Raw genomic sequence first — 24,178 nt, 5'->3', positions numbered from 1 at the left:
CGGCAGGAGCAGGCGCGCCCGACGCCGCCGGGCCGGGTGAGGAGGTCGAGGCCGACCTCGTCGTCGCGGCGGACGGCATCGACTCCCCCACCCGCACGCGCTGGTGGCCGGACGCGCCGCGGCCCGTCCACGGCGGGTCGACGGCCTGGCGGCTCGTCGCGCCCGCGCCGCACGGCGGTGTCGTGGGCGGCGAGACGGTCGGTGGCGAGGCGTTCGGCGGTGAGACAGTCGGTGGAGAGACCTGGGGCCGCGGGATCGTCGCGGGCGTCGTGCCGCTCGCGGACGGGCGCGTGTACGCCTACGTCTCGGTGGCCGACGCCGCGGGCGTCCCCGCGACGTTCGACGAGCTCCGCGAGCGCCTCTCCGGCTGGCACGACCCGATCCCGGAGCTGCTGGCGTCCGTCCCGCCGGACCGGGTGCTGCGCCACGCGCTGCGGCGCCTGCCCGCTCCCCCGGCGACGCTCGCGACCGGGCGGGTCGCGCTCGTCGGGGACGCGGCGCACGCGATGCTGCCGAACGTCGGGCAGGGCGGGTGCCAGGCGCTCGAGGACGCGGTCGTGCTCGGCGTGCGCGCGCCGGCGTCGGCCGACGTCGTGCCCGCGCTGCAGCGCTGGTCGGCCGAGCGGCGGCCGCGCGTCGAGAAGGTCATGCGGCTCTCGGCGCGGGTCGCCGGGCCGACGCGCTGGACGTCGCCCGTGCTCACCGGCGCGCGCGACCTCGGCGCGCAGGTCGCCGGGTCGTGGGCGGCGTCGCTCGGCTCGCGGGCGCTCGGCGACGTCATGGGGTGGCGGCCGCCGGCGGGAGACACCCGTTGAAGGCCGCGGGCGCGGTCAGTCGGTCGGCAGCGGCGTGAGGACGCCGATCTGCCACCGGTCGCCCGTGTCGAGGAGCTGGTAGACGAACCGCTCCGTCATGTCGTTGTCGTGGCGCCACGTGACGTCCGCCCAGATGCTGTGCGGGGCGGACGCGATGACGTCGATCTCGGCGCTCGTGTTCTCGATGCCCTCGTACTGCCCGAACGCCGACGCGAAGAAGTCGGAGATCTGCGAGCGCTCCGCCACGGCGAGCGACTGGGCGGGGAAGGCGATGAGCGACGGCACGGCGTAGAGGTCGGCCAGGGCCTCCTGGTCCCGGTCGAGCAGCGCGCGCGTGTAGCGGTCGAAGAACTCCCGAGCGGTCCCGTTGATGTCCATGCCCTCGACGGTAGGCAGGGCACGGGCGGCTCGCGCGGGCTGGGCGGTGGCCGTGTCGCGGGCTCGACGGTGCGGCCGGCTCAGGCCCGACGGCGGTCGGGCAGCCCCGCGGCGACGCGCAGCTCCCCGTACGCGGCGCCGAGCGTCGCGACGGTGTGGTGCGCGTTGAGTCCGCTCGGGTTGGGCAGCAGCCACACGCGCGCCGGGCCGATCCGGCGCTCCTGCGGGCCCGCCGTCGCGCGCCGGTCGCCGAACGCCGTCCGGTACGCCCCGAGGCCGAGCACCGCGACCCAGCGCGGCTCCCACTCCTGCGCCGTCTGGACCAGCCGGTGGAGGCTGGACGCCTTGAAGGAGTTTTCTACTGTGCCGTCCTTTTCCACTGGACCAGTAGAAAAGGACGGTTCAGTAAAAGACCCTGCCTCGCAGGCCTACTTCGTCGACCAGTACTCGAAGCAGCGTTGCGCCTCGGTGAACCACTCGTGCTTGCCCTTGGTGAACCCACTGCCGGGCTGCCCCCCGGACTTCGCCACCACGAGAACGGCGAGTGAGGGCTCACCGGCGTCGATGCAGACCTGGGACACCTTGTCCAGAACTCGTGAGACATGACCCGGAAGCGGAACCTTCCGGTCGATACCCACGGCGCGGCCCAGCTCCCCGTAAGTCAGGAGCGTCCGCCGCATCGCCGCGACCACCAGCGCCGAGCGGGCCTGAGATGCCATCAATTCGTAGTCCACTTCACTCCCTTGTCGCGACGACCGACCACGCTCGTGGTCGGAGGCGGCCCAGCATGCCGGGCCGCCCCTACCGATGTCCCGACGCGGCGGCCGACTTCACCCGCCGGAGCCAGGACCGATCACCGTCAGCCCAGCGCAACCTCGACCCCGCCGGAGAACATCGAGTCGTGCAGGTCGATCGACGCCGGCACGGCGTCAGCAGGGATGTCGAAGACGACGGTGCCCTCGACGGAGTTCCCCGGGTTGATGTCGGTGAGGAAGCTGTTCGCGTCGCCGAGGTAGATCGCGGCGCTCGTGTCGGCGGAGTGCGTGCGGCCGGCGGTGTCGGTGAGCTCCTGGCTCGACCCGTCGAACATCTGCGCCTCGGTGCCGATGTTCGTCACCGTCATGTGGACGAGCACGTACTGGCCCTGCGCCTGCTGGTTGAGGAACTCGTCACCGACGGTCGCGACGCCCGTCTCCACGGACGTCACCGTGAACTCGAACTTGCCGTCGCGCACCGGCGTGCCGACGCCGGGTGCGGCCGGCTCCTCCGGCGCCGGCTCCTCGGCGGGCGCCTCGGGCGCGGGATCGGCGGGTGCCTCGTCCCCCGGCGCGTCCGGCGCGGGGGCGACGGCGGCCGGCGGCGTCGGCTCTTCCTCGCCCCCGCCGCCCAGGGCGGCACCGATGATGGCGAGCAGCACGACGACTCCCAGGCCCGTGAGGATCTTGTGGCGCGCGAACCAGCTCTTGCGGGGCGGCGTCGGGACGCCCGGCTGGGCGCCGTGCGCGGGGTAGCCCTGCGGGTACGGCTGGCCGGGGTACTGCTGTCCGGGGTGCGTCTGACCGGGGTCCTGCCCGGGCGCGCCGGCCTGGTGCGGCGTCGTGTACGGCTGGGGCTGGGCGGGCTGCGGGTGCTGGCTGGGCGTGGACATCGTGGCCTCCTGGTGACCGACGGCGGTCGGCGTCGTCGCGGACTGCGTTTCGACGACGATCGTGCTGGCCGGGCACCTATCGCTGGATCCCCCGATCGGCTCGTCACCGCCGCCCGACCGGTGGAGATCCGGCCGGTGAGAACCACCCGCTCGGGCGGGCCGCGGCGTCGGCGTGCGCCCGTATGCTCGCCGCATGTACCCGCCCCCGCAGCCGCCCGCGACGCCGCCGTACGGCCGTCCGCACGGTGCCGCGGGGTACCCGCCGCCCGCTCCCCCGCCCGTGCAGTACCCGGGGTGGTCGGGGCACGCGACCGGCGTCGTGCCGTCGTTCGGCCCGACGGCGTACCCCGCCCCCGCGGGGCACGCGCCGCGGCCCACACCTCCTCGGCGACCCCGCCAGCCTCTGACCGCTCGACGCGTGTGGTCGGTGCTGGGGACGGTCGGCGCGGTGATCGTGACCTTCTTCGTCGGGCTGATCAGCGCGACCTACGACAACCTCGGGCACGGCCCGGAGCCGTCCGGCCGCCAGGTCGCACTCACGCTGCTCTGGTGGGTGCTCGCCGCGGGCATCGCGACGTTCGTGGTGTGGCGCGACCGGCTCGCGCTCGTCGTGTGCGTGACGACCGCCGCCGCCGGCATCCTCACGCCGGTCGGCGCCGCGGCGCCGCTGCTCGCGCTGCCGTTCGTCATCGCGCGCGAGAAGCGCTGGAACGTCATCGTCGGCTGCATGGCGGCGACGGCGCTCGCCGTCGGGACCTCGTTGTGGCGCGACGAGACACGTGAGGGCGACGCGGTGATCTTCTCCATCGTCGCGTCCGACCTCTCGGGGATGACGTACCTGACCCCGGGCGGCTACGTGGTCCTCGGCGTGCTGGCGATGGGCGCGTCGGTCGGCGCGGGCTTCCTGCGTCGCGCGGTGCGCCGGGCGGACGCCGCCCAGGAGGTCGCGATCGCGGAGAACCAGCGCGCGCGGGTGCTCAGCACGCAGGCCGACGAGCTGCGCACCGAGGTGTCGCGCCAGGACGAGCGCGAGCTCATCGCGCGCGAGATGCACGACACCGTCGCGCACAACCTGTCCCTCATGTCGCTGCAGGCGTCGGCGCTGGAGGTGACGACCGACAACCCCGAGGTTATGGACGCCGCCCGCACCATGCGCTCGTCGGCCCACCGTGCGCTCGACGAGATGCGCACGCTCATCTCGTCGTTGCGCGCCGGCTCCGAGCAGTACACCGGGTCCGCGCCGGCGCTCGGCGACCTGGCGACGCTGCTCGACGACGCCCGCGCCGGCGGGGTAGACCTCGCCGCGACGGTGTTCATCACGGACGGCGACGACGCCCCGCCGGCCCTCACGCGCGCCGTGTACCGGATCGTGCAGGAGGCGCTGACCAACGTCATGAAGCACGCGCCCGGCGCCCGGGCCGAGGTCGACGTCCGCGCGCGGCCGGGTGACGGCGTGGACATCACCGTGCGGAACGCCGTGCTGCCGGAGCTCAACCCGTACGCCGACGCGCCCGTGCTCGGCGACCCGAGTGCCACGGTCGGCGCCTCGGGGATCCCCGGTGGCGGCTCTGGCCTCGTCGGGATGCGCGTGCGCTGCGAGGCCATGGGCGGGACGTTCAGCGCGGGCGTCGACGACGGACGGTACGTCGTTCGCGCGGACCTGCCGTGGGATCGCCCGACGCCGTAGCCCGCTCCTACGTGCGTGCCCGCCACGTGTGGCGGTGTCTTTGGCGACGACGCGTGGGCGGCCGCGGCTACGCTCGCGACGTGATCAGGGTGATGGTCGTCGACGACGACGCGATGGTCCGCCGCCTGCTGCGCACCATCCTGCGCCCCGACGACATCGAGGTCGTCGCCGAGGCGTCCGACGGCGACCAGGTCGTCCCCGCGGTGCAGGCGCACCACCCCGACGTCGTGCTCATGGACCTGCGAATGCCCCGCGTCGACGGCGTCACCGCGACCCGGGCCGTACGGGCGCTGCCCGACCCGCCGGGCGTCATCGCCATGACCTCGTTCGACACCGAGCAGGTCATCCTCGACGCCGTGCACGCCGGCGCCTCCGGGTTCCTCGCCAAGGACGCCGAGCCGACGGAGATCGTCGCAGCCGTACGCGCCGTCGCGGCGGGCGACGGCGCATTGTCGCCGCGCGCCGCACGGACCGTCATCGCGCAGGTGAACGCGGCACCCGGTGCAGCGGGGCGGCGCGACGCGGCCGAGCGCGTCGCAACGCTTACCGAGCGGGAGCTCGACGTCGCGCGGCTGGTGGTCGAGGGGCTGTCGAACTCCCAGATCGCCGAGCAGCTGTTCCTCGGCGAGGCAACCGTTAAGACGCACCTGACGAGTGCGAACGCGAAGCTCGGTGTATCCGGTCGGGTGCAGCTCGCCGTGGTGCTCGTCCAGGCGGGCCTGGTCTAACGAGAACCGATCCGTCGCTCTCGAGGATTCATGGAAACATCTACACGCCTGTCGCGCCCGTCTACGTCTTTGACGACGAGCCGGAGAACCGTCAGTTTCTCATCGGCCTGGACGAGGCGTTCTGATTCATCCCCCACGCGCGGGACCTCACGACGCCTCAACGCGAGTACGCCGTGCGTCTAGCCAGGCAGCGACTCCACCAGCCGGCATTCCGGACGCGCGCGCTCGTCAACTACGAGACATGGTGCGCGATCCGCGAGCTCAAGCCCGGCGCCCTCCTCGACGCCGCTCACGTCGTTCCCGACAGCGACGAATGCGGCGTTCCGACGGTGGTCAACGCCCTCCCCCTGTGCAAGATCCACCTAGCCGCGTACGACCAGAACATGTCGGGGTGACGCCCGACGGCGAGGTACGCATAGCGCTCGGCCTTCTCAGGAGATCGATGGCCCCAGGCTTAAGCACGGGCTTCAGGAGACGCACGAACGCCTTCTCGCTCAACCCCGCCGACGATCCGACCGGCCGGACCGCGACCTCCTCGCCTGGCGCTCCGAACGCTTCGCAGCTCAGTCGAATCACTGAAGACACCCGAGTGTGCAGCGCGTAAGGTCAACGCCCTTCGGCGCTAGACATGGCCGCCGCGAGCCCATGAGGGCGACTGAAATCGGTGCCTAGTTTCGGTTCAAGCCGTGCTTCCGCGAGTCGAGTGCGACCTTGAAGTGACTTTCAGCGTCGTCGATCACACGCGCCGGCGTTGCCGGGTCGAACACCCGCAGCAGCGAGAAGCGGAAACCGGCGGGATCGGTGTGGCGCAGCTCGACGTTGCCACCATGGCCGTTTGTCGCGTAGGCGTGCCAGCGCTGCCGAATGCTTTCCGCGCCGTCGGCCTTACCGACGTAGTGCCGCCCGTCGCGGGTGTCGGTGATGAGGTAAATGCCCACCACGGACGCTAGGGCCGTGCGCCACGCGGCGAAGCGGTGCTCGCGCATCACCGCCTGAAGCTGCACATGGTCCAGCACGAGTCGGTCGAACCCAGGAAAGGCCACCGGCTGCGCGTCGGCGATCTCCATCACCGGGTAGCCCGCCGCTGTGGGGCCGTTGAGCCGCCACGTGCGCGGTGATCGCCACCCGATCACCAGCCGGTTCCTCAGGTCGGCCAGCTGTTCGGTTACGCCCAATTCAAAGGTGCGGAACGCGCCGTCGTTCGACACCTCACCGCGGTTCTCTAGCACCGACCACAGGCGCGCCCGGTCGCCACCTTCACGGACGAAAACCACCCAGATGCCCGCAGGAGAGACGGGAAAGATCCGCGGCGACGCCGACTGAGTGCGCGTGTACGCGAGGATCTCCTCGTCAGTGGAATCGGCATGGATGCCCGGCAGTCCCGTGTCCTCATGCTCCTTGACGTAGGCATGACGGATCACGAGAGCTTGCACGGGGTCAATGCCTCCGCTGCGCAAAATCGGATCAAGCGTCAGCGTCATGGGTAGCCAATCTCGTCCACCAGTCGTCCGGGCTATCCATCCTCGCAGGTCGCGAGCATGTCACCGGACCGCCTGTAGACCCAAGCATTCGCGTTGGCGACTCAGTGCCACTTGCCAGTTCAGTCGGACTGCGCTTCGTTACCAGCGCTCCGCCAGCCATAACGTGGCGGCATCGAGCGTGGGGCGACGGTCTCCGCAATCGAGGCCGACGGCAAGCGCCGCTCTCACCCGGGTCGCTGTCACTGTTGAGACGGATCAGCGGACGCCAGCCGTACGACCTCTCTAGTCGGAGCTACACCGCTCGGCCGTATCACCTAGGCGGAGCAGGCCAGCTCGGGCGAGCACGCTAACGATGAGCAGCTGGACGCGGCAGCGGAAATGCGTGGACGGCGCGCGTAGTACTCGGTATCGAGAGCACCACGGCGCCGTACGTGGACGTGACGGCGCCGCTGCCATACCGGCCAGTCGCGATGCTCCGTGAGGGCTACCTCGTCGTGGCTTCAGGCCTAACCCGACCTGCTCAGCGATAAGCGATGAGCGTTGCACCGCGACTCCACCGCGAAGAGCGGACAAGCTGACCACTACTCCTGACGATTAAGATGCTGTTGGGGCTATGCAAGCGGCTTGTTCCGCGAGTAAGCTGCGTAACGCGTACAACAAGCAGCAGAACTTGCAGACAAGGAGCAAACCGTGTCCCTCGCTCTCCCCAGCGGTTACGACCCCTACGAGCGCTTCTTCGCCTCGCGCTACAGGCAGGGCGGCCGGGTTGTCTACGGGATCGACTTCTCAGTGCGGGAGCTGATCACGTTCCTGCCTAAGCCGGACCCCAACAAGCCGCTCGACAGTCACGCGACGCAGCGTCGGATCGTTCCGGCCCACGCGCGGGACTTCGCGAACTACATCCTTGAGACGCCGGAGTGGGTTTCGCCGGCCCTGCTCGTGCGGGCCCCGGACATCTTCAAGTTCGAGCCCTACGACGCGATCAACACGGCCACGACCCAGTTCGGGATCTTGGCCGTGCCCAAGGACGCCAGGGACGAGCTCAGCCTCGTCGACGGCCAGCACCGGACGCTCGGCTTCCACATCGCCTGGGAGATCCTCTCCAAGCAGATCGAGGAGGCGCGCGCCGACCTGGCGGCTGCGAAGAACAGCTCGGGACCCGAGGTGGTTGCGCACTTCCAGAAGGTCCTGGACGGCCTGCTTGCACGCCGCGACGAGCTCAGCAGCGAGCGTGTCTCCGTCCAGGTGGTGATCGTCGAGACGCCGGAGGTTGCCCGGCGCATCTTCGTCGATATCAACGACAACGCCAAGGGCATCACGGGCGCCGTGCGTGAGAGGTTCAATGACCGCACGGCGGTCGGGCGTGCGCTCAACTCCGTGCTCGACCGCTCGGACCTGCTCGACCAGCGTGTCGACCTCGAGCAGGACCGGATCCTCGGGTCCTCCCCGTACCTGCTGGGCGCGAAGCACGTGGCCGACATCATTCGTGCCCTCGCCGTCGGCAACGGGCGCATCGGCAAGAACGTGGCGAAGACGCTCCAGGACAGTGTGCTCGTTAAGCAGTACGAGGACTTCGAGGACGCCCTGCTCTCGGCGTTTCCCGTACTGACCGACGTGCAGGATGGCAACCTCAGCCCGGCTGAGCTGCGGCAGCAGCACCTCATCGGCTCGAACGTCGTGCTCCGTGCGTTCGCCGCGGCCTGGCACGACCTCACGGATGACGGTCTGAGTGCTAAGGAGATCGCGGACGCGTGGTCCACGTTCGACGAGTACATGTCGCTGCCCGTCTACGCTAACTCCAAGGACAGCTGGTTCGCGCTGGGCGTCATCGAGCCTCGTGCTGGAGGGTCGTACGCGGCCCGCTCGCGTGCACAGGACTTCAAGGTGCTGACGAACTTCATCGTCAAGCAGACCTACACGGACGGGGTGGAGTGGCACCGGTCCAAGTCTGAAGACTCGTCGCTGATTCCGAAGAAGTAGTCGCGTCCGTCTCGACAGGGGAGAGCCTGAGGCGAAGTGTCGCCTCAGGCTCTTCCCCCGTCGTCCGGAGGCGGAGATCGACTTTGAAACCGTGGCAAGATCCCAGCTGCTAAGACGTGGCGGTAGAAATGAACTCTGGTGGGGTCACCACCCGGGGACCTAGTCGCGGCAGCGCTTCCGGCCTTCAGAGACTTAGGCGAAGCAAGATTGCGGGAGGCTCGACGCTGGTAGTTGCCAGCGCTGGGTCTCACCCGTTCGCTCTAGACTGGGGCAGTGGCTGAGGTCTGGGTGAGCACTACGTCGAGCCCCAGCCTGTCCGGCCGGAAGAACAGGGACACAAAACCCGAGGTCGAGCTCCGCCGCGCGCTCCATGCGCTCGGGGCGAGGTTTCGACTCCAACGCAAGCTCGGTCCCGCATGCACGCCAGACATCCTGATGCCTGGCCGCCGCCTCGCGGTCTGGGTGGACGGCTGCTACTGGCACTCGTGTCCCGAGCATGGGCGTCAGAAGCCGTTCGAGGGGCCAAATGCGCAGATGTGGGCGGCGAAAATGTCGCGCACCCGCGCGCGGGATGTCGCGGCGACCGAGCTGGCCGAACAGCAGGGCTGGACCGTTGTTCGAGTCTGGGAGCACGAGGTGCGGCAGAACCCGACAGCCGTCGCGGCACGTGTGCTAGCCGCCGGAAGCAAATCACCCGATTAGTGGTCTTGGGTGACGATCGCGCCGGCGATACTCGGGGGCATGAGCGATGACGCAGCGTATCCCGAAGGCGCCTACGCGCCGGGTACGGAGACCCTCTGGTGGGAACTGAAGACTCGGCCTGGCACCAAGATGAAGTTCGGTCAGACGGCAAAGCTGTCAGCCTGGCTCTGGTTTAACAAGGACGTGGGTGACACGTTCACGATGAACGAGCTGCGCACTGCTCTTGGGCAGGACATCGTTGGGAGCTCGGAACACCTCAACCGCCGCTTCCGTAAGCTGCGCGAGTACCAGTGGGTGGTTCCGTCCGGGAACGACATCGGCGCCGGGGTAAGCAACAGCGAATATCGGCTCGACAAGAAGGGCATCCGATACTGGCTCGATGACGAACGCCGGTCCGTCGAGACCTTCGCTCCGTCTCATAAGGTCCGCCGCCTCGTGCTTGACCGAGACGGGAATCGCTGTGTCATCTGCGGCATCGGTGCGGGCGAGGCGTATCCGGGTGAGCCCGACACCCGGGCACGGCTGACCATCGGCCACCGTGTCCCGCAGGAGCGCCTTCGCCAGTACAAGCAGAAAGACAACCTCGACAACTGGCGGACCGAGTGCTCGCGCTGCAACGAGACCGTTCGGGATGCGATGCCGGACCCGCACACCTACGAGGAGGTGATCCCGCACGTTCGCGCGCTGTCCCGCAATGAGAAGGTCACCCTCTATCACTGGCTCGAACGAGGCGAGCGCGTCCGATCGGAGCTGGATCGCGTCTACGACCTCGCTCGGACGCTGTCGTTGGAGGAGCGCGCTCGATTGGTTGACTCCTTGAAGGGCTTCGCTAGCTAGCGACTCCTTGGAGGGCTTCGCTAACTAGCGAGCTCGCAAACACGAATGTCACAGGCGAAGGGCGCTCCGCCTAAACGACGGAGCGCCGGTATCTCCTAGCTGATCTTCGATCGTGCGGTGACGAAGGCCAGGTGCCTCTCGTGATCGTCCTGACCGACGAAGCCCTTAAAGCCCGTAAGGAGGTAGGCACGATCCTCACCGACCTCTGCCTCTTCGATCACGAAGTCGCGCGAGAGCATCGCCATCCGGCGCTCGAACTCGCGAGCCTCGACCTTGCCTCCCGCCTTCCGAATGAGGTCCCGGGACGTCAGCGGCTCGGTTGAATGCTTGAGGACCGTGTAGATGGGGTCGTGCAGGACCTCAGCCTCAAGCTCCGTCAGGTCCTTCCGCTCGCCCTCATGCCCGAGTGCTCGTGCAATGGACTCGCCAACGGCGCGAGCAACCGGGGGAGGGAAGGCGTTCCCGATCTGGCGGTAGCGGGACGTCTTCCGTCCCGTGAAAGCCCAGTCGTACTCGGACCCCGGCTCCCATCCCTGGATGCGAGCAACCATCTCAGTCGTCAGCTTCGGCTTGTAGCCCACCGGGTACTCCCGGTCTTCCGGTGGCTCGTCCGCGACGCCGTGCGCGTCGACTCCGAGCGCCGCCCAGGCTGCCTTTGCGCGCGTCGGGCCAAGGTCTGCACCGCCATGCCTCTTCGAGCCGCCGACGATCGTCGGGGCGATGCCCTCGGCGTTGTCCGCCCAACGCTTGGCACCCTTCCAACCATTGGCGCCCATCATCCTGCCGAGAGCAGTACCAACCGTGCCCTGGAAGGGCGTCTCCTCAGGCCAGTCGAACCAGCCAGCCTCGTCGGAGTTGATCGCGACTAGGACGAAGCGAGGGCGAAGCTGCGGCACGCCGTAGTCGCGGGCTTCGAGTAGCTTCCAGTCCGACCAGTAGCCCATCTCCTTGAGTCGATCCTTGACGTGCTGGCGATAGCCAGCGAAGCGCGGCATCGAGAGGCCGCGAACGTTCTCCAGCAGCAGGGCGCGAGGCTTCATGCGTCCAGCAAGCTCAACGGCCCAGGCGAACAAGTCACGTTCGTCGTTGGCGCCGAGCTGCTTGCCTGCGATGGAGAACGGAGGGCAAGGAACTCCACCAGCCAGGAGGTCAACGCCACGAAACGCCGGGTCCTCGGGGTTCCATACAGACTTGTCGGCAACGTCACCGATCGCGACGTCCCACTCCCTGCGGTTCCGCTTGAGCGTAGCCGCAGCGTTCTCGTCCAGCTCGACGGCGAGCTTGTGCTCGAAGCCCGCGAGCTCCAGACCAAGGGACTGTCCGCCAGCTCCTGCGCAAATCTCAACTACTGACAGGCTCACGCCTGCTCCTCTCGGTCGAACTGGTGGCGTCTCGATCATTCAACGCGGAGGCACCGACACGAACCGCCCCGGGGTGTCACTCGACCCACCCCCACGTGTAGTGAGATCAGCCGCGCGAAGCCGTCCCGCTATGAGCGGTTCGTCCTAAGCGAGGTCACCCATCCGCGTCCTCCCGTTGGGAGGAGGGGTGCGGCGAGCGATGCAACGCGTCGGTTAGTGCCTCGGTCAGTGAGCCGCCTGTCGTGGAGGTGAGGTGACGGTGGTCGCCGTGGTGGCTTGCCTCTGTCGCCCTCACGGTGTCGCCCGTGCTGGTCCGACCCCTCACGTGACGCTTCCGGGAGCATTATGGGGTCTCGGTCGGTCTCCGCCTGACTCGCCAGGCTCGTGCGATCCGCTCCCGGGACGGTTCACTGCGCTCCAGGCGCCCGTACCGGCTTCATGCTTCAGTACACCCATGGCGCACTGGTATCCCGGACTCGAAAACGGCTTACAGGGCAGATTCTCGCTGTCCACCCTCGACTGGCTCACCTGTGAACTGATCGGTGCTGGCGTGGTCGCCTCTGAAAGCACGAAGTACAAGTACGACGGCGGCAGCAAGGCGGGGTACGACACCACGGCGGACGGCAGCAAGATCAACGTCAAGGCTGTCTGGTGGCACCGCAAGCGGTCACGCGAGTTCATCGGAATGCCGTCTCCCGGTAAGGCCGGCGCGTACAACGCTGAGGTACTCGATGAGTTAGTTCTCGTACTTACCGAATTTCTACCCGAGGTGAGCATGGATTATCGGGAGGACGGCTCGCTGTTCATGACGGCTGTGGCCACACCCTCGCACGTCTGGCGTCTCCCGGTCGAGGACATGAACCGCCTTATGCGGCAGGACGGCGAGTCGCAGCAGCGCTGGCTCGTCCGGTTCGATGACCTCGCGCCGTACCTCATCCGCTCAGTCTCAGAGCGGCTTTCTGACGTACTCCCGTAGCGCTGCTGAGAGGTCGTCTGCCACGTCAAGCGACGGGTCGCGGGCGACGTCCGCAGGCTTGCGATCGACCAGTGACATGCCTGCGCTCGCCCTGTAGGGTTCCGGTGAGCCGCATCCGGAGCCGGAAGACCGGCGGAAACCCAATCGGGCACGCCCTGCACCAGCGCCGCGGTCGGCGAGGAGTCGATCGAGCCGGACCGCCGCCGTACTGCGCCCTGGACGCCGTCTGGTCGATCGGCATCAACTACGACCGGCATGTCGTTCCGGCTGTGCGCCGTGTCGCTACCGCGGCAGGTGACACCGAGCCGGTTGTCCCCATCGGCGCGCTCCCGCCGTCCGATCCGTTGGCGCTCTCGGCGTTCCGAGACACGTACCGGACTTCCGACGAGCTCGTCGCGGTCACGACCGCGCACCGCACGTCATCCCGTGGCGGGATTCTCAAGGCAGAGGCTGCCCTCCGGTACGCGGACGTGCTCGTCAGGCGGGCGTCGACACGTTGGCGGACGCCGCCAAGGCGTTGGACGACTTTGGCAGGGTGGACGAGATCAGTGCCCGTCTGCGCCAGATCCCCGGCGACGGGGTGCGCACCGGGTACTTCTGGATGCTCGTCGGTGACGACGACACGGTGAAGCCTGACCGCATGATCCTGCGCTTCCTCAAGCGGTACGGCACCGTCACCGACGTCGTCGGTGCAAAGGTCGTCCTCCGCGCGTTGGCGGATCAGCTCACGACGCGCGGTACGGCACCGTCACCGACGTCGTCGGTGCAAAGGTCGTCCTCCGCGCGTTGGCGGATCAGCTCACGACGTTGGACTCCCGCGTGACGCCATGGATGGTCGATCACGCGATCTGGAACGCTGAGCGAGCGCGTCGCTGACGGTTTCCCTGAAGAAGCGACCGCCGCAGTGCTCGGGCAATCTGGTGCACTGCGGCCTCCGGTACTTTCATAAGACGGCGACTAGCCGTCACTTCATGAAAGTTCCCGCTCGGTGATTCGTAGGATCGGGTCGTGCCCGATTCCGACCATGACCCGCTTCCTCCGTCTGCCGCGCTGGCCCGCCGCCTGGCCGACCAGCGCATGATCCTCCGCCTCGTCGGTCACGACGAGCCGGTCGACGAGCTGCCGCCCACACCCGAGGGTCTGATGGAGCCGCCGTCGGGCACCGGCAAGAAGATCCGCAACGGTGTGCTGCTCGCGCTGCTCTCCGCGGGGTTCGTCTGGCTCGTGACCGTCAACGCGTGGGACCACGACGGCTTCTTCCCGTGGTTCTGGAACGTCATCTGGACGCTGTTCCCGTGGGTCTTCCTCACGCCGATGTGGGCCGGTACTTCCGGTCGCTGCGCCGCAGCCGAGACGACGCGCCGTTCTACGCGCAGTACCACCGCGACCGCAAGGCCGCGGTGCGCACGACGGGCACGGTGACGGCGTCCGTCACGGACCGCACCGATTCCGGCGGTGTGAGCGCGTGCGTCGTCCGGGTGGAGCACGGCCCGCTCACGACGACCGTCACGCGGCTCGCCCCGGCGCGGAACCTGCTGCCGTCCGAGGTGCCGCAGCCGGGCGACACGGTGGTCGTGTTCCGCCTACCTGGGGAGCGCACGGTCGTCCAGGCCGTCCGTGATCGCACCCGTCGGGTCGCCGACGTCGCGGCGTCCTCCCCTACCCCGGTCGCCGCCACAGCGAGCCCGGCCTATGGCACCCCGCCGCTCGGAGCCACCACGCCGCACCGAGACACACCGGCGCCCAGCGCCGCGGCCGGCCGCTCGCCGTCGGGCACCACGGACGATCCCGAGCGGTCCGGCGGCCTCGCCGCCGAGCTCCAGCAGCTCGCGGACCTGCACACGGCAGGCTCGCTCACCGCCGAGGAGTTTGCCGCCGCGAAGCGCCGACTGCTCGGACTGAGCTGAACGCACCGCCCGAGCACCCAGCCGCCTCGCGGCCGACGGATCGGTAACCGCTGCGCGGCTCAGGCGGGCGACCAGGAGCTGTCGCGCCCGGGAGTGGCCGGTATGAAGCATCTCGCTCGCGCGGGTGGCGCGAGAACGAGTCTGCTCACCCTCGACCACGACGTTGATGTCGTCTGCAGCTGGATAACGTCACCAACGTCGTGTTCGACGACCACCGAGTCCGGCTGACCCGGAAGACGAACGAGCCGGGCCGCACCCCACGACGAGGGGTGCGACCCGGCTCGTGCCGAGCGGTCGCGTCAGCGACCGATGTCGGACAGCTCGGCCGCAGCGATGATCAGCTGCCGCTCGGCGCCGATGAGCACGCCCGCGTCGACGAGGTCACGGGTGACCTCGCGGACGTGGCGGACGAACTCGCGGTGGGTGGGGTACTCGTCGTCCTCGGCGATGTGGTCGTTGACGGTGCAGCCCTCGCCGTCGTCGAAGTTCTCGACGGTGGAGTCGTGGCCGTCGATGATCACGGTGGGGCGCACGTCGGAGCCCTGGCAGCGGTCGCGCTGGAGCTGCAGGATCGTGAACGTGACCTCGCCGGTCTGCGAGACGTTGCCCGCGCCGTCGACGGCGCGGTACCGCACGACGTGCTCGCCGTCGGCCGCGAGGACGAACGGAGCGGCGTAGCGCTGCCACGTGCCGTCGTCGACCTGGAACTCGGTGCGGTCGACGCCGGACTCCTCGTCCACGGCCGTCAGGGTGACGGTGGCGCGGCCGACGAAGGCGCCGTCGCGCGTGCGGCTGCCGCCCACGCCCGCGGTGACCTCGGGACCCTCGGTGTCGCCGGGGCCCTCGCCCTCCATGTCGACGACGATGCTCTGCGGCGCGGACACGTTGCCGGCGACGTCCGTGGCGCGGAACGTCACGGTGTGCTCGCCCGGGTCGCGCAGCGTGATGGCCTTGGCGTACGGGAGCCACTCGCCGCCGTCGATCTGGTACTCGACGGACGCGACGCCGGAGCCGTCGTCGGTGGCGAGGAGCCGGACGAACGCGGGGCCGATGTACTCGCCCGCCTCGTTGCGCGGGCCGAGGACGCGGTGCCGGACCTCGGGGGCGACGGTGTCGCTCCCGTCGCCCTCGACGACGTCGAACGTCACGGTGCCGGTCTCGGAGACGTTGCCGGCCGAGTCCGTCGCGCGGTACGCGAGGGTGTGCTGGCCGGGCTCGTCGACGACGACGGCCTCGGTGTACGGGGCCCAGCCCGCGCCGTCGAGGTCGTACTCGACGGACGCGACGCCGGAGCCGTCGTCGGTCGCGGTGACCATCACGGACGCGGAGCCCACGTAGGCGCCGTTCTCGTCCTGCGTGCCGCTGAGCTGGGTGCTCACCGTCGGCGCGGTGGTGTCGCCGGTGTCCTCGGCGGCGACGGTGAACGTCGTCACCGTCTCCTCGGACACGTTGCCCGCGCCGTCGGTTGCCCGGTACACGAGCGTGTGCTCGCCCGGCTCGTCGACGACGACCGGCTCGGTGTAGTCGGCCCAGCCGGCGCCGTCGAGGTCGTACTCGACGGACGCGACGCCGGACGCGTCGTCGGTCGCGGTGAGGGTCGCGGTCGCGGAGCCGACGAAGGCGCCGTTCTCGTCCTCGGTGCCCGAGACCTCGGCGGTCACGGTCGGCGCCGTGGTGTCCTGCTGCGTGTCGTCCTCGATGACGGTGAACGTCGTCGAGCCGACCTGGGAGACGTTGCCCGCCGCGTCGGTCGCGCGGTAGGAGACGGTGTGCTCGCCGGGCTCGGCGAACTCGACCGGCGCCGTGTACGGCATCCACTGGCCGTTCACCTGGTACTCGATCGAGTCGACGCCGGAGCCGCCCTCCTCGTCCTCGGCGTGGATCATGACCGACGCGCTGCCGACGTACTGGCCGTGGTCGTTCATGTCGCCCATGAGCATCGCGTGGACGGTCGGGGCCGTCGTGTCCTCGACGACGTCGCCCTCGACGACGGTGAACGTCGCCGTCTGCGGCTCGGACGTGTTGCCGGCCTGGTCGGTCGCGCGGAACTCGAGCGTGTGCTGGCCCACCGCGTCGACGGCGAACGGCTCGGTGTACGCCTGCCAGCCCGCGCCGTCGAGGTTGTACTCGACGCCCGCGACGCCGGAGCCGTCGTCCGTCGCGTCGAGCGTGACCGTGGCCCCGCCGACGTACGCGCCGTCACCGTTCTGCTCCCCCGTCACCTGCGCGGTGACGGACGGCGCGGTGGTGTCGTCCCCGCCGCCCCCGTCGTCGGTGACGACGAGCTCGCCCCACATCTCGCCGTGGCCGGGGATCGCGCAGAAGTAGCGGTAGGTGCCGGGCGTGAACGTCACCTGGGCCTCGTGCAGGCCGCCGTTGGCGTCGAACGGGCTCGCCAGGATGTTGAGGTCGACGTCGTGGTTGTAGCCGGGCGTCGAGGTGTCGAACGTCAGCGTGTGGCTCATGCCGAACGTGCTGCCGGTCGCGATGCTGTTCTCGAAGACGATCGTCGCCGGGCCGGCGGTCGCCGTCGCGGGGAACGCCTTGTAGTCGGTGACGGAGTTGTCGGCGGTCCAGGTGAGCACCTGCTCCGCGGCGACGTCGGCGGCGGGTGCCGCGGGCAGGCCGAAGGCGGCGGTCGAAGCGGGCAGGGGGGTCGCCGTCGCTGGTGCGACGGAGACGACGGTGGCGGCCGTCAGCCCGGCCACCACGGCGGCCAGGAGCCGTGTGGAGCCGCGGCGACTGGCGCCGGAACCGGTACGTCGTTCCATGGGTGTGCACTCCTCGTCGATGTGCAGGTCGGTCATGGGTGGTGGGGGTACGGGTGGACCGGGCCGGCGGGGGCGACGAGCGCCGCCCCCGCCGGCCCGGTCACGCGGTCACAGGTCCGCGACCCGGATGTCCCGGAACTCGATGAGGTCCGAGTTCCCGTGGTTCTGCAGGCCGATGAACCCGCTGTCGAACTGGCGCAGGTCGGTCGGCGGGTCGCCCGCGCGCGAGGACTGCTGCCCCGGCGTGTTCTCCCACTCGTTGATGACCACGCCGTTGCGGATGATCGTGTACTGCTGGCCGACCACCCGGATCTCGTACTCGTTCCACTCGCCCTTCGGCTTCTCGCCACCGGTGTTCAGGCCCAGCGGGTCGAAGTTGTAGACGGAGCCCGTCTTCTGCGGCTCGCCCGTCGGGCCGTCGTAGATCTGGATCTCGTGACCGCACGAGATCGCGACCCACGCCGGGGACTGGCCCTCCGCGCACTCGACGTCACCGGGCTCGTCCGGGTTCGGGAACCGGGTGAACACGCCCGCGTTGGCGTGGTGGTCGCCCGGCGAGACGTCGCGGTAGAGCAGCTTCACGGAGAAGTCCCCGAGCTCCTCGCCCGCGTACCAGAGCATCCCGAGACCGCCGCTGGAGCGCAGCGACCCGTCCGGCTGGAGCTCGAACTCCCCGCTCGGCGCCTGGACCCAGTCGAACAGCGACTCCTCGGTGCCGTCGAAGATCGTGCGGTACCCGCCCGGGTCCACGCCGATCTGCGACCGCGCCGCGGCGTTGACCAGCGCGTTGCGCTGGGCGCCGGTGATGCGGCTGTCGTCGAACAGCTGCTTCGCGACCGACCGCACGTGACGCAGGAACTGCTTGTGGTTGTCCCACTCCTTCTCGTCCTGGAACAGGTCGTTCATCGTGCAGCCGCCCAGGTCGAGGTTCTCGACGTGCGAGTCGAAGTCCCCGAAGAACACCGTCGGACGGGTGTCCGGCAGGGTGCAGGTGGTGCTCGAGTCGGTCGTGACCGTCTCGGTGGACCCGTCGGCGTAGGTCACCGTGAGCGTGGCCTCGTACTGGCCGATGCGCTGGTAGGTGTGCTGCGGGTTCGCCTTGCGGGACGTCGCGCCGTCGCCGAAGTCCCAGTGGTACGCGACGCCGCCCGACCGCTCGCCGTTGAACTGCACGGTCAGCGGGTCGCCCTGGACGCTGGCCGCGGACGCCGTCGGCAGCGGGGTCGGCGCCCCGCCCTGGTACGTGATCCGCATGAGCTTCTGGTTCGGGTCGAGGCTGAAGAAGCCGCCCGCGTAGTCGAGCAGGTACAGCGCTCCGTCCGGACCGAACTTCGCGTCCATCCAGCTCTGCAGCAGCCCGTCACCGCGACCGCCCGGGATGATGTGGCGCAGGTCCTCCATGAACGCGGGAGCACCGGCCTCCTCCACGGTCTCCGGGTCGACCGTCACCGCGACGCGGTTGTTCGGGTTCGACTGGTCACCGAGGAACCACTTGCCCTCCCAGTACGACGGCCATGCGACGTCGGACTCCGGGTCGACCTGCGACTGCCGGTACGTCGGGCCCGACATGACGGCCTGGCCGCCACCGCGCAGCCACGGGATCGTGTACTCCGCGTCGTCGTTCTCGTACGTCGGGACGCCGTTGCCGCGGTCCGGGAACACCGGGCCGCCGCCGGACGGCGAGTACCAGATCATGTTGTCCCGCGCGGGCGGGATGTCCACGAGACCGGTGTTGCGGGGCGACTCGTTCTTGAGGTTGTCGCAGTCGTACCAGCCGGTGAGGACGCTCGCGTCCTCGTTGCTCCGGTCGCGGTACGGCTGACGGTTGCCCATGCAGTACGGCCAGCCCTGGTTGCCGGCCGACGTGATGATCGTCGCCGTCTCGTACTTCGCCGGGCCCAGCTCGGGGTTCGGCATCGTCGCGTCCGGCCCGACCCACGCGGCGGTGAGCCAGTCGGTGTCGGCGTCGATCTGCAGGCGCGAGATGTTGCGCACGCCCATGACGTAGATCTCCGGGCGGGTCTTGTCCGCCGGGTACTCGCCCTCGGGGAACAGGTTGCCCTCGGGGATCGTGTACGTGCCGTCGGCCTCGGGGTGGATCCGCAGGATCTTGCCGTTGAGGTCGTTGGTGTTGCCCGACGTGCGGCGCGCGTCCTGGAAGCTGATGCCCGCGTACTCCTGCGTCCAGTTGTTGCCGGAGTACCCGTTCGAGCCGCCGGACGAGTTGCTGTCGCCGGAGCCGATGTAGAGGTTGCCCTCGTCGTCGAACGCCATGCCGCCGCCCGCGTGGCAGCAGCTGTGGATCTGCGTCTCCCACTGGAGGAGGTCGACGCGCGTGCCCTGGTCGATCGTCGGGCCCGCCGGGTCGTACGTGAACCGCGAGACGGTGCGGTAGCCCACGCGACGCTCACGGTCGATCGACTCGTGCGGCATCCAGTAGACGTAGAGCCAGTTGTTCTCGGCGAAGTTCGGGTCGGGGACGATGCCCAGCAGACCCTCCTCGTTCTTCACGAGCTCGTCGCCGCTGCCGCGGTTGCCCATGACGTCGAGCGTCGTGAGCAGCGTGACGTCACCGGTCTCCGGGTCCCACTGGTGGATCGTGCCGCAGCCCAGACCCACGTCCGGGTCGTCCCACGACGGGATCGGACCCGTCGCGCACGCGCCGCGGCCGACGTAGAACACCGTGCCGTCGTTCGCGATCGTCAGGCCGTGCGGCTCGCCGTTCTGGTCGAGCGTGCCCGGCGTGTTCGGCGCGGACAGGCGCTCCGCGGTGTAGTTCGACGCGATCGTGGCCTGGCAGTCGCCGCGCACGGCGCCCGTCGTCCACTGCAGCGCCCCGAGGAGGTGCTTCTGGAACGTCTCGTCCGACCAGCTCTCCGGGGTGCCGCCCATGCCGGTGAAGAACGAGCGGCCGCCGTCGTAGTCGCGGCACCACGACACCGGCTGGAACGGCGACGTCGTCGGGCCGGCGTCCGGGCCGGGCTCGAGCGTCGCGACCGTGTGGACGTCGCCCGCCGGGTCGTCGGCCCAGTCGAGCCACTTGTCCTCGCGGTCCCAGGTCAGGGGCAGCTCGGCGTTCGCCGGGTGCTGTCGGTCGACCAGGTCGACCGTGCGCTCCTCGAGCGGGATCTCCGGGTCGGGCTGCTCGACGGAGTCGGGGCCGAAGATGGAGATCTCGGCGAGCTGCACCTCGGCGTCGCCCGAGTTCGCCGTGACGTCCAGCCGGTACCAGCCGTACTCCGTCGTGCTCCCGACCTCGAAGGTGCGCGGCTGGAAGCGCTGCGAGAAGGTCTCGTCGGTGCGGGTGTCGACGTCGACCCACGTCTGGCCGTCGTTCGAGCCCTGGATCGTCCAGTTCTTCGGGTCACGGCCCGGGGAGTCGTTCGCCGACGTGAGGCTGTACTGCGTGAGCGCGACGGGCTCCTCCATGCGCAGCGTGAGCGTCCCCGTGCGGGCGAACGTCAGCCACTTCGTGCCGGGGTCCCCGTCGACCGCCATGGGCGGGGTCTCGGCGGCCGGGCTCCGCCCGGTGCCGGTCGCCTCGGCCACCTTCTCCGCGACCGGCGTCGCCCCCGCGATCCGCGTACCGATGAGGCCCGTGAACCACTGCGACGCCTCCTGGGCGCGCGCCGCGTCGCGCACGCCGAGGAACCCGCCGCCGTCCTCGACGTAGTCCTGCAGCGCCGCCTCCTGCGCGCCGCTGAGCTCGATCCCCTCGGACGACAGCATCACGACGCCGCGGTACTCACCGAGGCCGGCCGCGCTGAAGATCGCCGGGTCGGACGACGCCTCGACCTCGAAGCCGTTCGCGGCGCCGAGCTCGCGCAGGGCGGCCGCCGCCTCGACGACCGGGTCCTCCTGCTCGTCCGGGGCGCCGTGGAAGACGAGGACGCGCAGCGGCGCGGCGCCCTCGACGGCGGCCTGGACCGCGGTCGGGCTGGTCGCCGTCGCGAGGTCGGGCTGCGCGGACGCCGGGATCACGGCCGCGCTGGCGACGAGCGCGACGCTCGTCAGCCCGACGGCCAGGGTTCTGGCCGCTCCCGGCCGGGAGCGTCCTCCCCTCACGGGGGATGGTGTTCGTCTGGTCAGCACTCTCCAACTCCTTCGTCATCGGTGCGGGACGCCCGGGCGGGAGCCCGGGCGGCGAACGTGGTGGGACCGGAGTGGTCAGTGACCGGCATGTGCGCCCTCGGGCGCCACGGGCTGCGTCGTCGTCGACGCCGTGTGCGCACCGTGGCCCTTGAAGTGGTCGATCGACTCCTGGGCGCCCGGCGGCATGCTGCCGTCGGCGTTGCGGACGAGGAAGACGCCGGCCATGCCGCCGTCGGCGTGGAACTGGACGTGGCAGTGGTACATCCACGCCCCCGGCCCCACGCCGAGCCCCGCGACGACCTGGAAGCCGAACGAGTCGCCCGGGTTGAGGTCGCGGTTGTCCACCACCTGGCTCACGTCGTCCCGGCCCGACAGCAGGCCGGTGCGGTTGTTCGCCCAGCGGTGCGCGTGCAGGTGGAACGTGTGGAACGTGTTGCCGTGGCCGATGCAGATGAACTCGACGCGCTCGCCGAGGTTCGCCTCGAACATCGGGGTGTTCGGCGCCGCCTTGTTGTTGATGAGCATGTCGTTGAACACGACGGTGAACTGCTTCTCGGGCAGCACGTCGCCCACGCGGCGCACGACGAGCGCGCCGTACAGCCCGGCGGCGACGCCGGCCGTCCCGTGCTCGCCCCACGCGTGGTCGTGGTAGTGCCAGTACCCGGCGCTGCCGGGCATCCAGATGCCGCGGTCGCGACGCATCGTCGTCGTCGACCAGATGTACGTGCGCGTCTCGCCCGGCTCGTTGAACGAGAAGTTGAACGGGCTGCCGTCGCTGTTGACGTCGTAGTTCACGCCGTGCGGGTGGATCGACAGGCGCTGGTCCGTCGTGTTGACAAGCGTGATCTCGAGCGTGTCCCCCTCCCACATCTCGAGGATCGGCCCGGGGACCGTCGCCTTGCCCGGCTCGAGGCCGTAGCCGACCGTGCGCTCGTCGATGCGCTCGGCGTACATGGTGATGCGGCGCACGGTGCCGCTCGTCGCGCTGGGCATGGTCGCCGCAGCGGCCGGCGCGGCGGAGACGCTGCCTCCGGATCCGAGCACGAGGGCGGCGGCCGGACTCGCGGCGACGACGCCGGCCCCCATGAGGAGCGAGCGCCGGGACAGCGGCTTCTTGGGGGTGGCGAGGTCGGTCGGCTCGCTCATGGGTCTCCTTCCGGACGTGGGCGCGCCGAGGAGACGCGGCGCCACGGCGCGCCACGTCGTTCGGACGTCACGTCTCACGGTCGAGCTGTCGGCGGGGCGGTGCCCCGGGTGCTGGAGGGGTGCAGCGCGGCGTGCAGCACCGCGTTCGCGGTCGGACGTGCTGCAGGCCGTGCTGCGGGTGCGGGAGCGTGCGGGGGGCTCGACCGGCGGCGTCCATGCCGACGGCGAGGTCCAGGGCCAGCGCTGGCCGAGCCGGTACGCGCCGCGGTGCACGTGCCGGCGTTGACGGTCCGTGCGGCCGACTCCCCCAAGCCTGCCGTCCGGATCCCTGGTGGTTCCAGGGGCAACGGCGTCCATCAGACCGCACCCCGACAGCGATGTCAACAGGTGTGCGGAAGTTCTGTCGACGTCAGGCAAAAGTCGCCGGTCGGTCGGCATTTGGTGGGAGCGCGCCCACTCCGGGCGACCTGCGAACGTGCCGAACAGGCGCCCGGCGAGCCGCCGCGGCGCGCGGGCCGGCGCCCGCGCTTGTACGCTCGCGGGAACCGACACCGCTGGAGGCACACCCCGTGACCGGGCGCATCGTCCTGCTCGGAGCGACCGGTTACACCGGCCGGCTCGTCGCCCACGAGCTCGCCGCGCGCGGCGCGGGACCGGTGCTCGCGGCGCGGTCCCAGGACAAGCTCGACGACCTCGCGCGCGAGCTGTCGGACGTCTCTGCCACCCCGGTCGAGACGGCGGTCGCCGACGTCGCGGAGCCGCGCACCGTGCGGGCGCTGGTCGAGCGCGGCGACGTCCTCGTCTCGACGGTCGGCCCGTTCACGCGTCGCGGCGGCCCGGCGGTCCGGGCCGCGGTCGACGCAGGCGCCGTCTACCTCGACTCGACGGGCGAGCCCGCGTTCATCCGCGAGGTGTTCCAAAGCCACGGGCCGCGCGCCCGCGCGACGGGCGCCGCGCTGCTCACCGCGTTCGGACACGACTGGGTGCCCGGCAACGCCGCCGGGGCGCTCGCCCTGCGCGAGGCGGGCGACGCGGCGACGCGGCTGAGCGTCGGCTACTTCGTCAGCGGCGGCGCCGGCGCGAGCGCGGGGACGCGGACGACCGCGACGGCGGCGCTCCTCGACCCGTCGTACGCGTGGCGCGACGGCGGCCTGCGCACCGAGCGGCTCGGCGCGCGCGTCGTGACGTTCGACGTCGGCGGGCGTCGTGTGCACGGCATCACGGCCGGCGGCACGGAGCCGTTCACGCTCCCCCGGCTCGCGCCCGGGCTGCGCGACGTCGACGTCGTCATGGGGTCGGCGAGCCCGGCTCTGCGGCTCGTCCCCGCCGCGACGGGCGTGCTCGTCGGCGCGCTGCGCGTCCCGGTCCTGGGCGAACGGCTGCGCCGGGTCCTGGAGTCACGCTCGGCCGGGTCCTCGGGCGAGGGGCCGGACGAGGCCACGCGCGCGTCGTCGCGCAGCCACGTGCTCGCCGTCGCGCGGGACGCCGACGGCGCCGTGCTGCGCCGCGTGCGCCTCGACGGGCCCGACCCGTACGACCTCACGGCGCGGTTCCTCGCCGACGGCGCGGTGCGCCGTCGAGGCGCTCGTGCCCGAGTCCGAGCTCGTGCGGTACGTCCTCGACCTGCGCTCCCTCACCGGCGGGCGCGGGTCGTTCACCGCGCGCCCGG

The 24,178-nt window shown here is 70.3% G+C and carries 19 protein-coding genes; 10 read left to right on the top strand and 9 right to left on the bottom strand.

Annotation, left to right across the window (positions count from 1 at the left end; genetic code table 11):
- The coding region (locus tag JZ5iCDA_RS06705; protein WP_171905310.1) for an FAD-dependent monooxygenase at positions 1-815 on the top strand (815 nt) is incomplete at its 5' end.
- Between the two features lie 15 nt (positions 816-830).
- Here the strand turns inward: JZ5iCDA_RS06705 and JZ5iCDA_RS06700 are convergent.
- The 4 genes from JZ5iCDA_RS06700 to JZ5iCDA_RS06685 all read right to left on the bottom strand — a co-directional run bounded on the left by JZ5iCDA_RS06700 (position 831) and on the right by JZ5iCDA_RS06685 (position 2,841).
- The gene (locus JZ5iCDA_RS06700; protein ID WP_069386461.1) at positions 831-1,193 is read right to left on the bottom strand and encodes a nuclear transport factor 2 family protein; all 363 of its coding nucleotides are present in this window, start codon (positions 1,191-1,193) and stop codon (positions 831-833) included.
- Positions 1,194-1,273: 80 nt separating this feature from the next.
- Positions 1,274-1,573, bottom strand: a complete 300-nt coding sequence (locus JZ5iCDA_RS06695; protein WP_139122996.1) for a hypothetical protein — start codon at positions 1,571-1,573, stop codon at positions 1,274-1,276.
- Positions 1,574-1,621: 48 nt separating this feature from the next.
- Positions 1,622-1,927 carry a hypothetical protein gene (locus JZ5iCDA_RS06690; RefSeq protein WP_069386459.1) on the bottom strand — a complete coding sequence of 102 codons (306 nt, stop codon included), beginning with the start codon at positions 1,925-1,927 and terminating at the stop codon, positions 1,622-1,624.
- 125 nt (positions 1,928-2,052) lie between these two features.
- Positions 2,053-2,841, bottom strand: coding sequence for a DUF4352 domain-containing protein (locus JZ5iCDA_RS06685; RefSeq protein WP_069386458.1), 789 nt, complete (start codon positions 2,839-2,841; stop codon positions 2,053-2,055).
- Between the two features lie 193 nt (positions 2,842-3,034).
- Between JZ5iCDA_RS06685 and JZ5iCDA_RS06680 the strand changes: the two genes are divergently transcribed.
- Both JZ5iCDA_RS06680 and JZ5iCDA_RS06675 read left to right on the top strand, forming a co-directional pair.
- A complete protein-coding gene (locus JZ5iCDA_RS06680) occupies positions 3,035-4,528 on the top strand; it encodes a sensor histidine kinase (protein WP_083259738.1) in 1,494 nt (497 codons plus the stop codon).
- An 80-nt stretch (positions 4,529-4,608) separates the two neighbouring features.
- Positions 4,609-5,256: a response regulator transcription factor gene (locus JZ5iCDA_RS06675; protein ID WP_253181985.1), complete on the top strand. Its 648-nt coding sequence runs from the start codon at positions 4,609-4,611 to the stop codon at positions 5,254-5,256.
- A 668-nt stretch (positions 5,257-5,924) separates the two neighbouring features.
- Here the strand turns inward: JZ5iCDA_RS06675 and JZ5iCDA_RS06665 are convergent.
- Entirely contained in the window at positions 5,925-6,737 is an 813-nt protein-coding gene (locus JZ5iCDA_RS06665; protein WP_069386455.1) for a GIY-YIG nuclease family protein, read from the bottom strand.
- A gap of 690 nt (positions 6,738-7,427) precedes the next feature.
- Here JZ5iCDA_RS06665 and JZ5iCDA_RS06660 point away from each other — a divergent pair.
- From JZ5iCDA_RS06660 to JZ5iCDA_RS06655, 3 genes are all read left to right on the top strand, one after another.
- On the top strand, positions 7,428-8,717 hold the full coding sequence (locus JZ5iCDA_RS06660; RefSeq protein WP_069386454.1) for a DNA sulfur modification protein DndB: 1,290 nt from the start codon (positions 7,428-7,430) through the stop codon (positions 8,715-8,717).
- Between the two features lie 273 nt (positions 8,718-8,990).
- Positions 8,991-9,419: a very short patch repair endonuclease gene (locus JZ5iCDA_RS17895; RefSeq protein WP_083259737.1), complete on the top strand. Its 429-nt coding sequence runs from the start codon at positions 8,991-8,993 to the stop codon at positions 9,417-9,419.
- 39 nt (positions 9,420-9,458) lie between these two features.
- On the top strand, positions 9,459-10,256 hold the full coding sequence (locus tag JZ5iCDA_RS06655; RefSeq protein ID WP_069386463.1) for an HNH endonuclease: 798 nt from the start codon (positions 9,459-9,461) through the stop codon (positions 10,254-10,256).
- 95 nt (positions 10,257-10,351) lie between these two features.
- Here the strand turns inward: JZ5iCDA_RS06655 and JZ5iCDA_RS06650 are convergent, their stop codons facing one another.
- The gene (locus JZ5iCDA_RS06650; protein WP_253181984.1) at positions 10,352-11,617 is read right to left on the bottom strand and encodes a DNA cytosine methyltransferase; all 1,266 of its coding nucleotides are present in this window, start codon (positions 11,615-11,617) and stop codon (positions 10,352-10,354) included.
- A 454-nt stretch (positions 11,618-12,071) separates the two neighbouring features.
- Between JZ5iCDA_RS06650 and JZ5iCDA_RS06645 the strand changes: the two genes are divergently transcribed.
- From JZ5iCDA_RS06645 to JZ5iCDA_RS06630, 3 genes are all read left to right on the top strand, one after another.
- Positions 12,072-12,593, top strand: a complete 522-nt coding sequence (locus JZ5iCDA_RS06645) for a hypothetical protein (protein ID WP_139122995.1) — start codon at positions 12,072-12,074, stop codon at positions 12,591-12,593.
- Between the two features lie 535 nt (positions 12,594-13,128).
- Positions 13,129-13,416 carry a hypothetical protein gene (locus tag JZ5iCDA_RS06640; RefSeq protein ID WP_139122994.1) on the top strand — a complete coding sequence of 96 codons (288 nt, stop codon included), beginning with the start codon at positions 13,129-13,131 and terminating at the stop codon, positions 13,414-13,416.
- A gap of 472 nt (positions 13,417-13,888) precedes the next feature.
- Positions 13,889-14,500 (top strand): SHOCT domain-containing protein, encoded by a 612-nt coding sequence (locus tag JZ5iCDA_RS06630; RefSeq protein ID WP_171905309.1) that lies wholly within the window; start codon positions 13,889-13,891, stop codon positions 14,498-14,500.
- A gap of 299 nt (positions 14,501-14,799) precedes the next feature.
- Here JZ5iCDA_RS06630 and JZ5iCDA_RS06625 read toward each other — a convergent pair whose 3' ends face one another.
- From JZ5iCDA_RS06625 to JZ5iCDA_RS06615, 3 genes are all read right to left on the bottom strand, one after another.
- On the bottom strand, positions 14,800-17,307 hold the full coding sequence (locus JZ5iCDA_RS06625; RefSeq protein ID WP_139122991.1) for an OmpL47-type beta-barrel domain-containing protein: 2,508 nt from the start codon (positions 17,305-17,307) through the stop codon (positions 14,800-14,802).
- Between the two features lie 72 nt (positions 17,308-17,379).
- Positions 17,380-21,336 (bottom strand): ThuA domain-containing protein, encoded by a 3,957-nt coding sequence (locus JZ5iCDA_RS06620; protein WP_253181983.1) that lies wholly within the window; start codon positions 21,334-21,336, stop codon positions 17,380-17,382.
- Between the two features lie 102 nt (positions 21,337-21,438).
- On the bottom strand, positions 21,439-22,509 hold the full coding sequence (locus JZ5iCDA_RS06615; RefSeq protein ID WP_069386447.1) for a multicopper oxidase domain-containing protein: 1,071 nt from the start codon (positions 22,507-22,509) through the stop codon (positions 21,439-21,441).
- A gap of 569 nt (positions 22,510-23,078) precedes the next feature.
- Between JZ5iCDA_RS06615 and JZ5iCDA_RS06610 the strand changes: the two genes are divergently transcribed.
- On the top strand, positions 23,079-24,178 hold a 1,100-nt coding region (locus JZ5iCDA_RS06610), incomplete at its 3' end, for a saccharopine dehydrogenase family protein (RefSeq protein ID WP_069386446.1).

This window comes from Cellulosimicrobium cellulans, assembly GCF_001722485.1.
Lineage (GTDB): Bacteria > Actinomycetota > Actinomycetes > Actinomycetales > Cellulomonadaceae > Cellulosimicrobium > Cellulosimicrobium cellulans_A.
Note: the sequence above shows the minus strand (reverse complement) of the source record. Positions and strands in the feature narration are given on the sequence as shown.

Coding starts and splice junctions, on each gene's coding strand:
- JZ5iCDA_RS06615 (WP_069386447.1), bottom strand. CDS start 22,509: ATGAGCGAGCCGACCGACCTCGCCACCCCCAAGAAGCCGCTGTCCCGG.
- JZ5iCDA_RS06625 (WP_139122991.1), bottom strand. CDS start 17,307: ATGACCGACCTGCACATCGACGAGGAGTGCACACCCATGGAACGACGT.
- JZ5iCDA_RS06655 (WP_069386463.1), top strand. CDS start 9,459: ATGAGCGATGACGCAGCGTATCCCGAAGGCGCCTACGCGCCGGGTACG.
- JZ5iCDA_RS06645 (WP_139122995.1), top strand. CDS start 12,072: ATGGCGCACTGGTATCCCGGACTCGAAAACGGCTTACAGGGCAGATTC.
- JZ5iCDA_RS06680 (WP_083259738.1), top strand. CDS start 3,035: ATGTACCCGCCCCCGCAGCCGCCCGCGACGCCGCCGTACGGCCGTCCG.
- JZ5iCDA_RS06685 (WP_069386458.1), bottom strand. CDS start 2,841: ATGTCCACGCCCAGCCAGCACCCGCAGCCCGCCCAGCCCCAGCCGTAC.
- JZ5iCDA_RS06700 (WP_069386461.1), bottom strand. CDS start 1,193: ATGGACATCAACGGGACCGCTCGGGAGTTCTTCGACCGCTACACGCGC.
- JZ5iCDA_RS06665 (WP_069386455.1), bottom strand. CDS start 6,737: ATGACGCTGACGCTTGATCCGATTTTGCGCAGCGGAGGCATTGACCCC.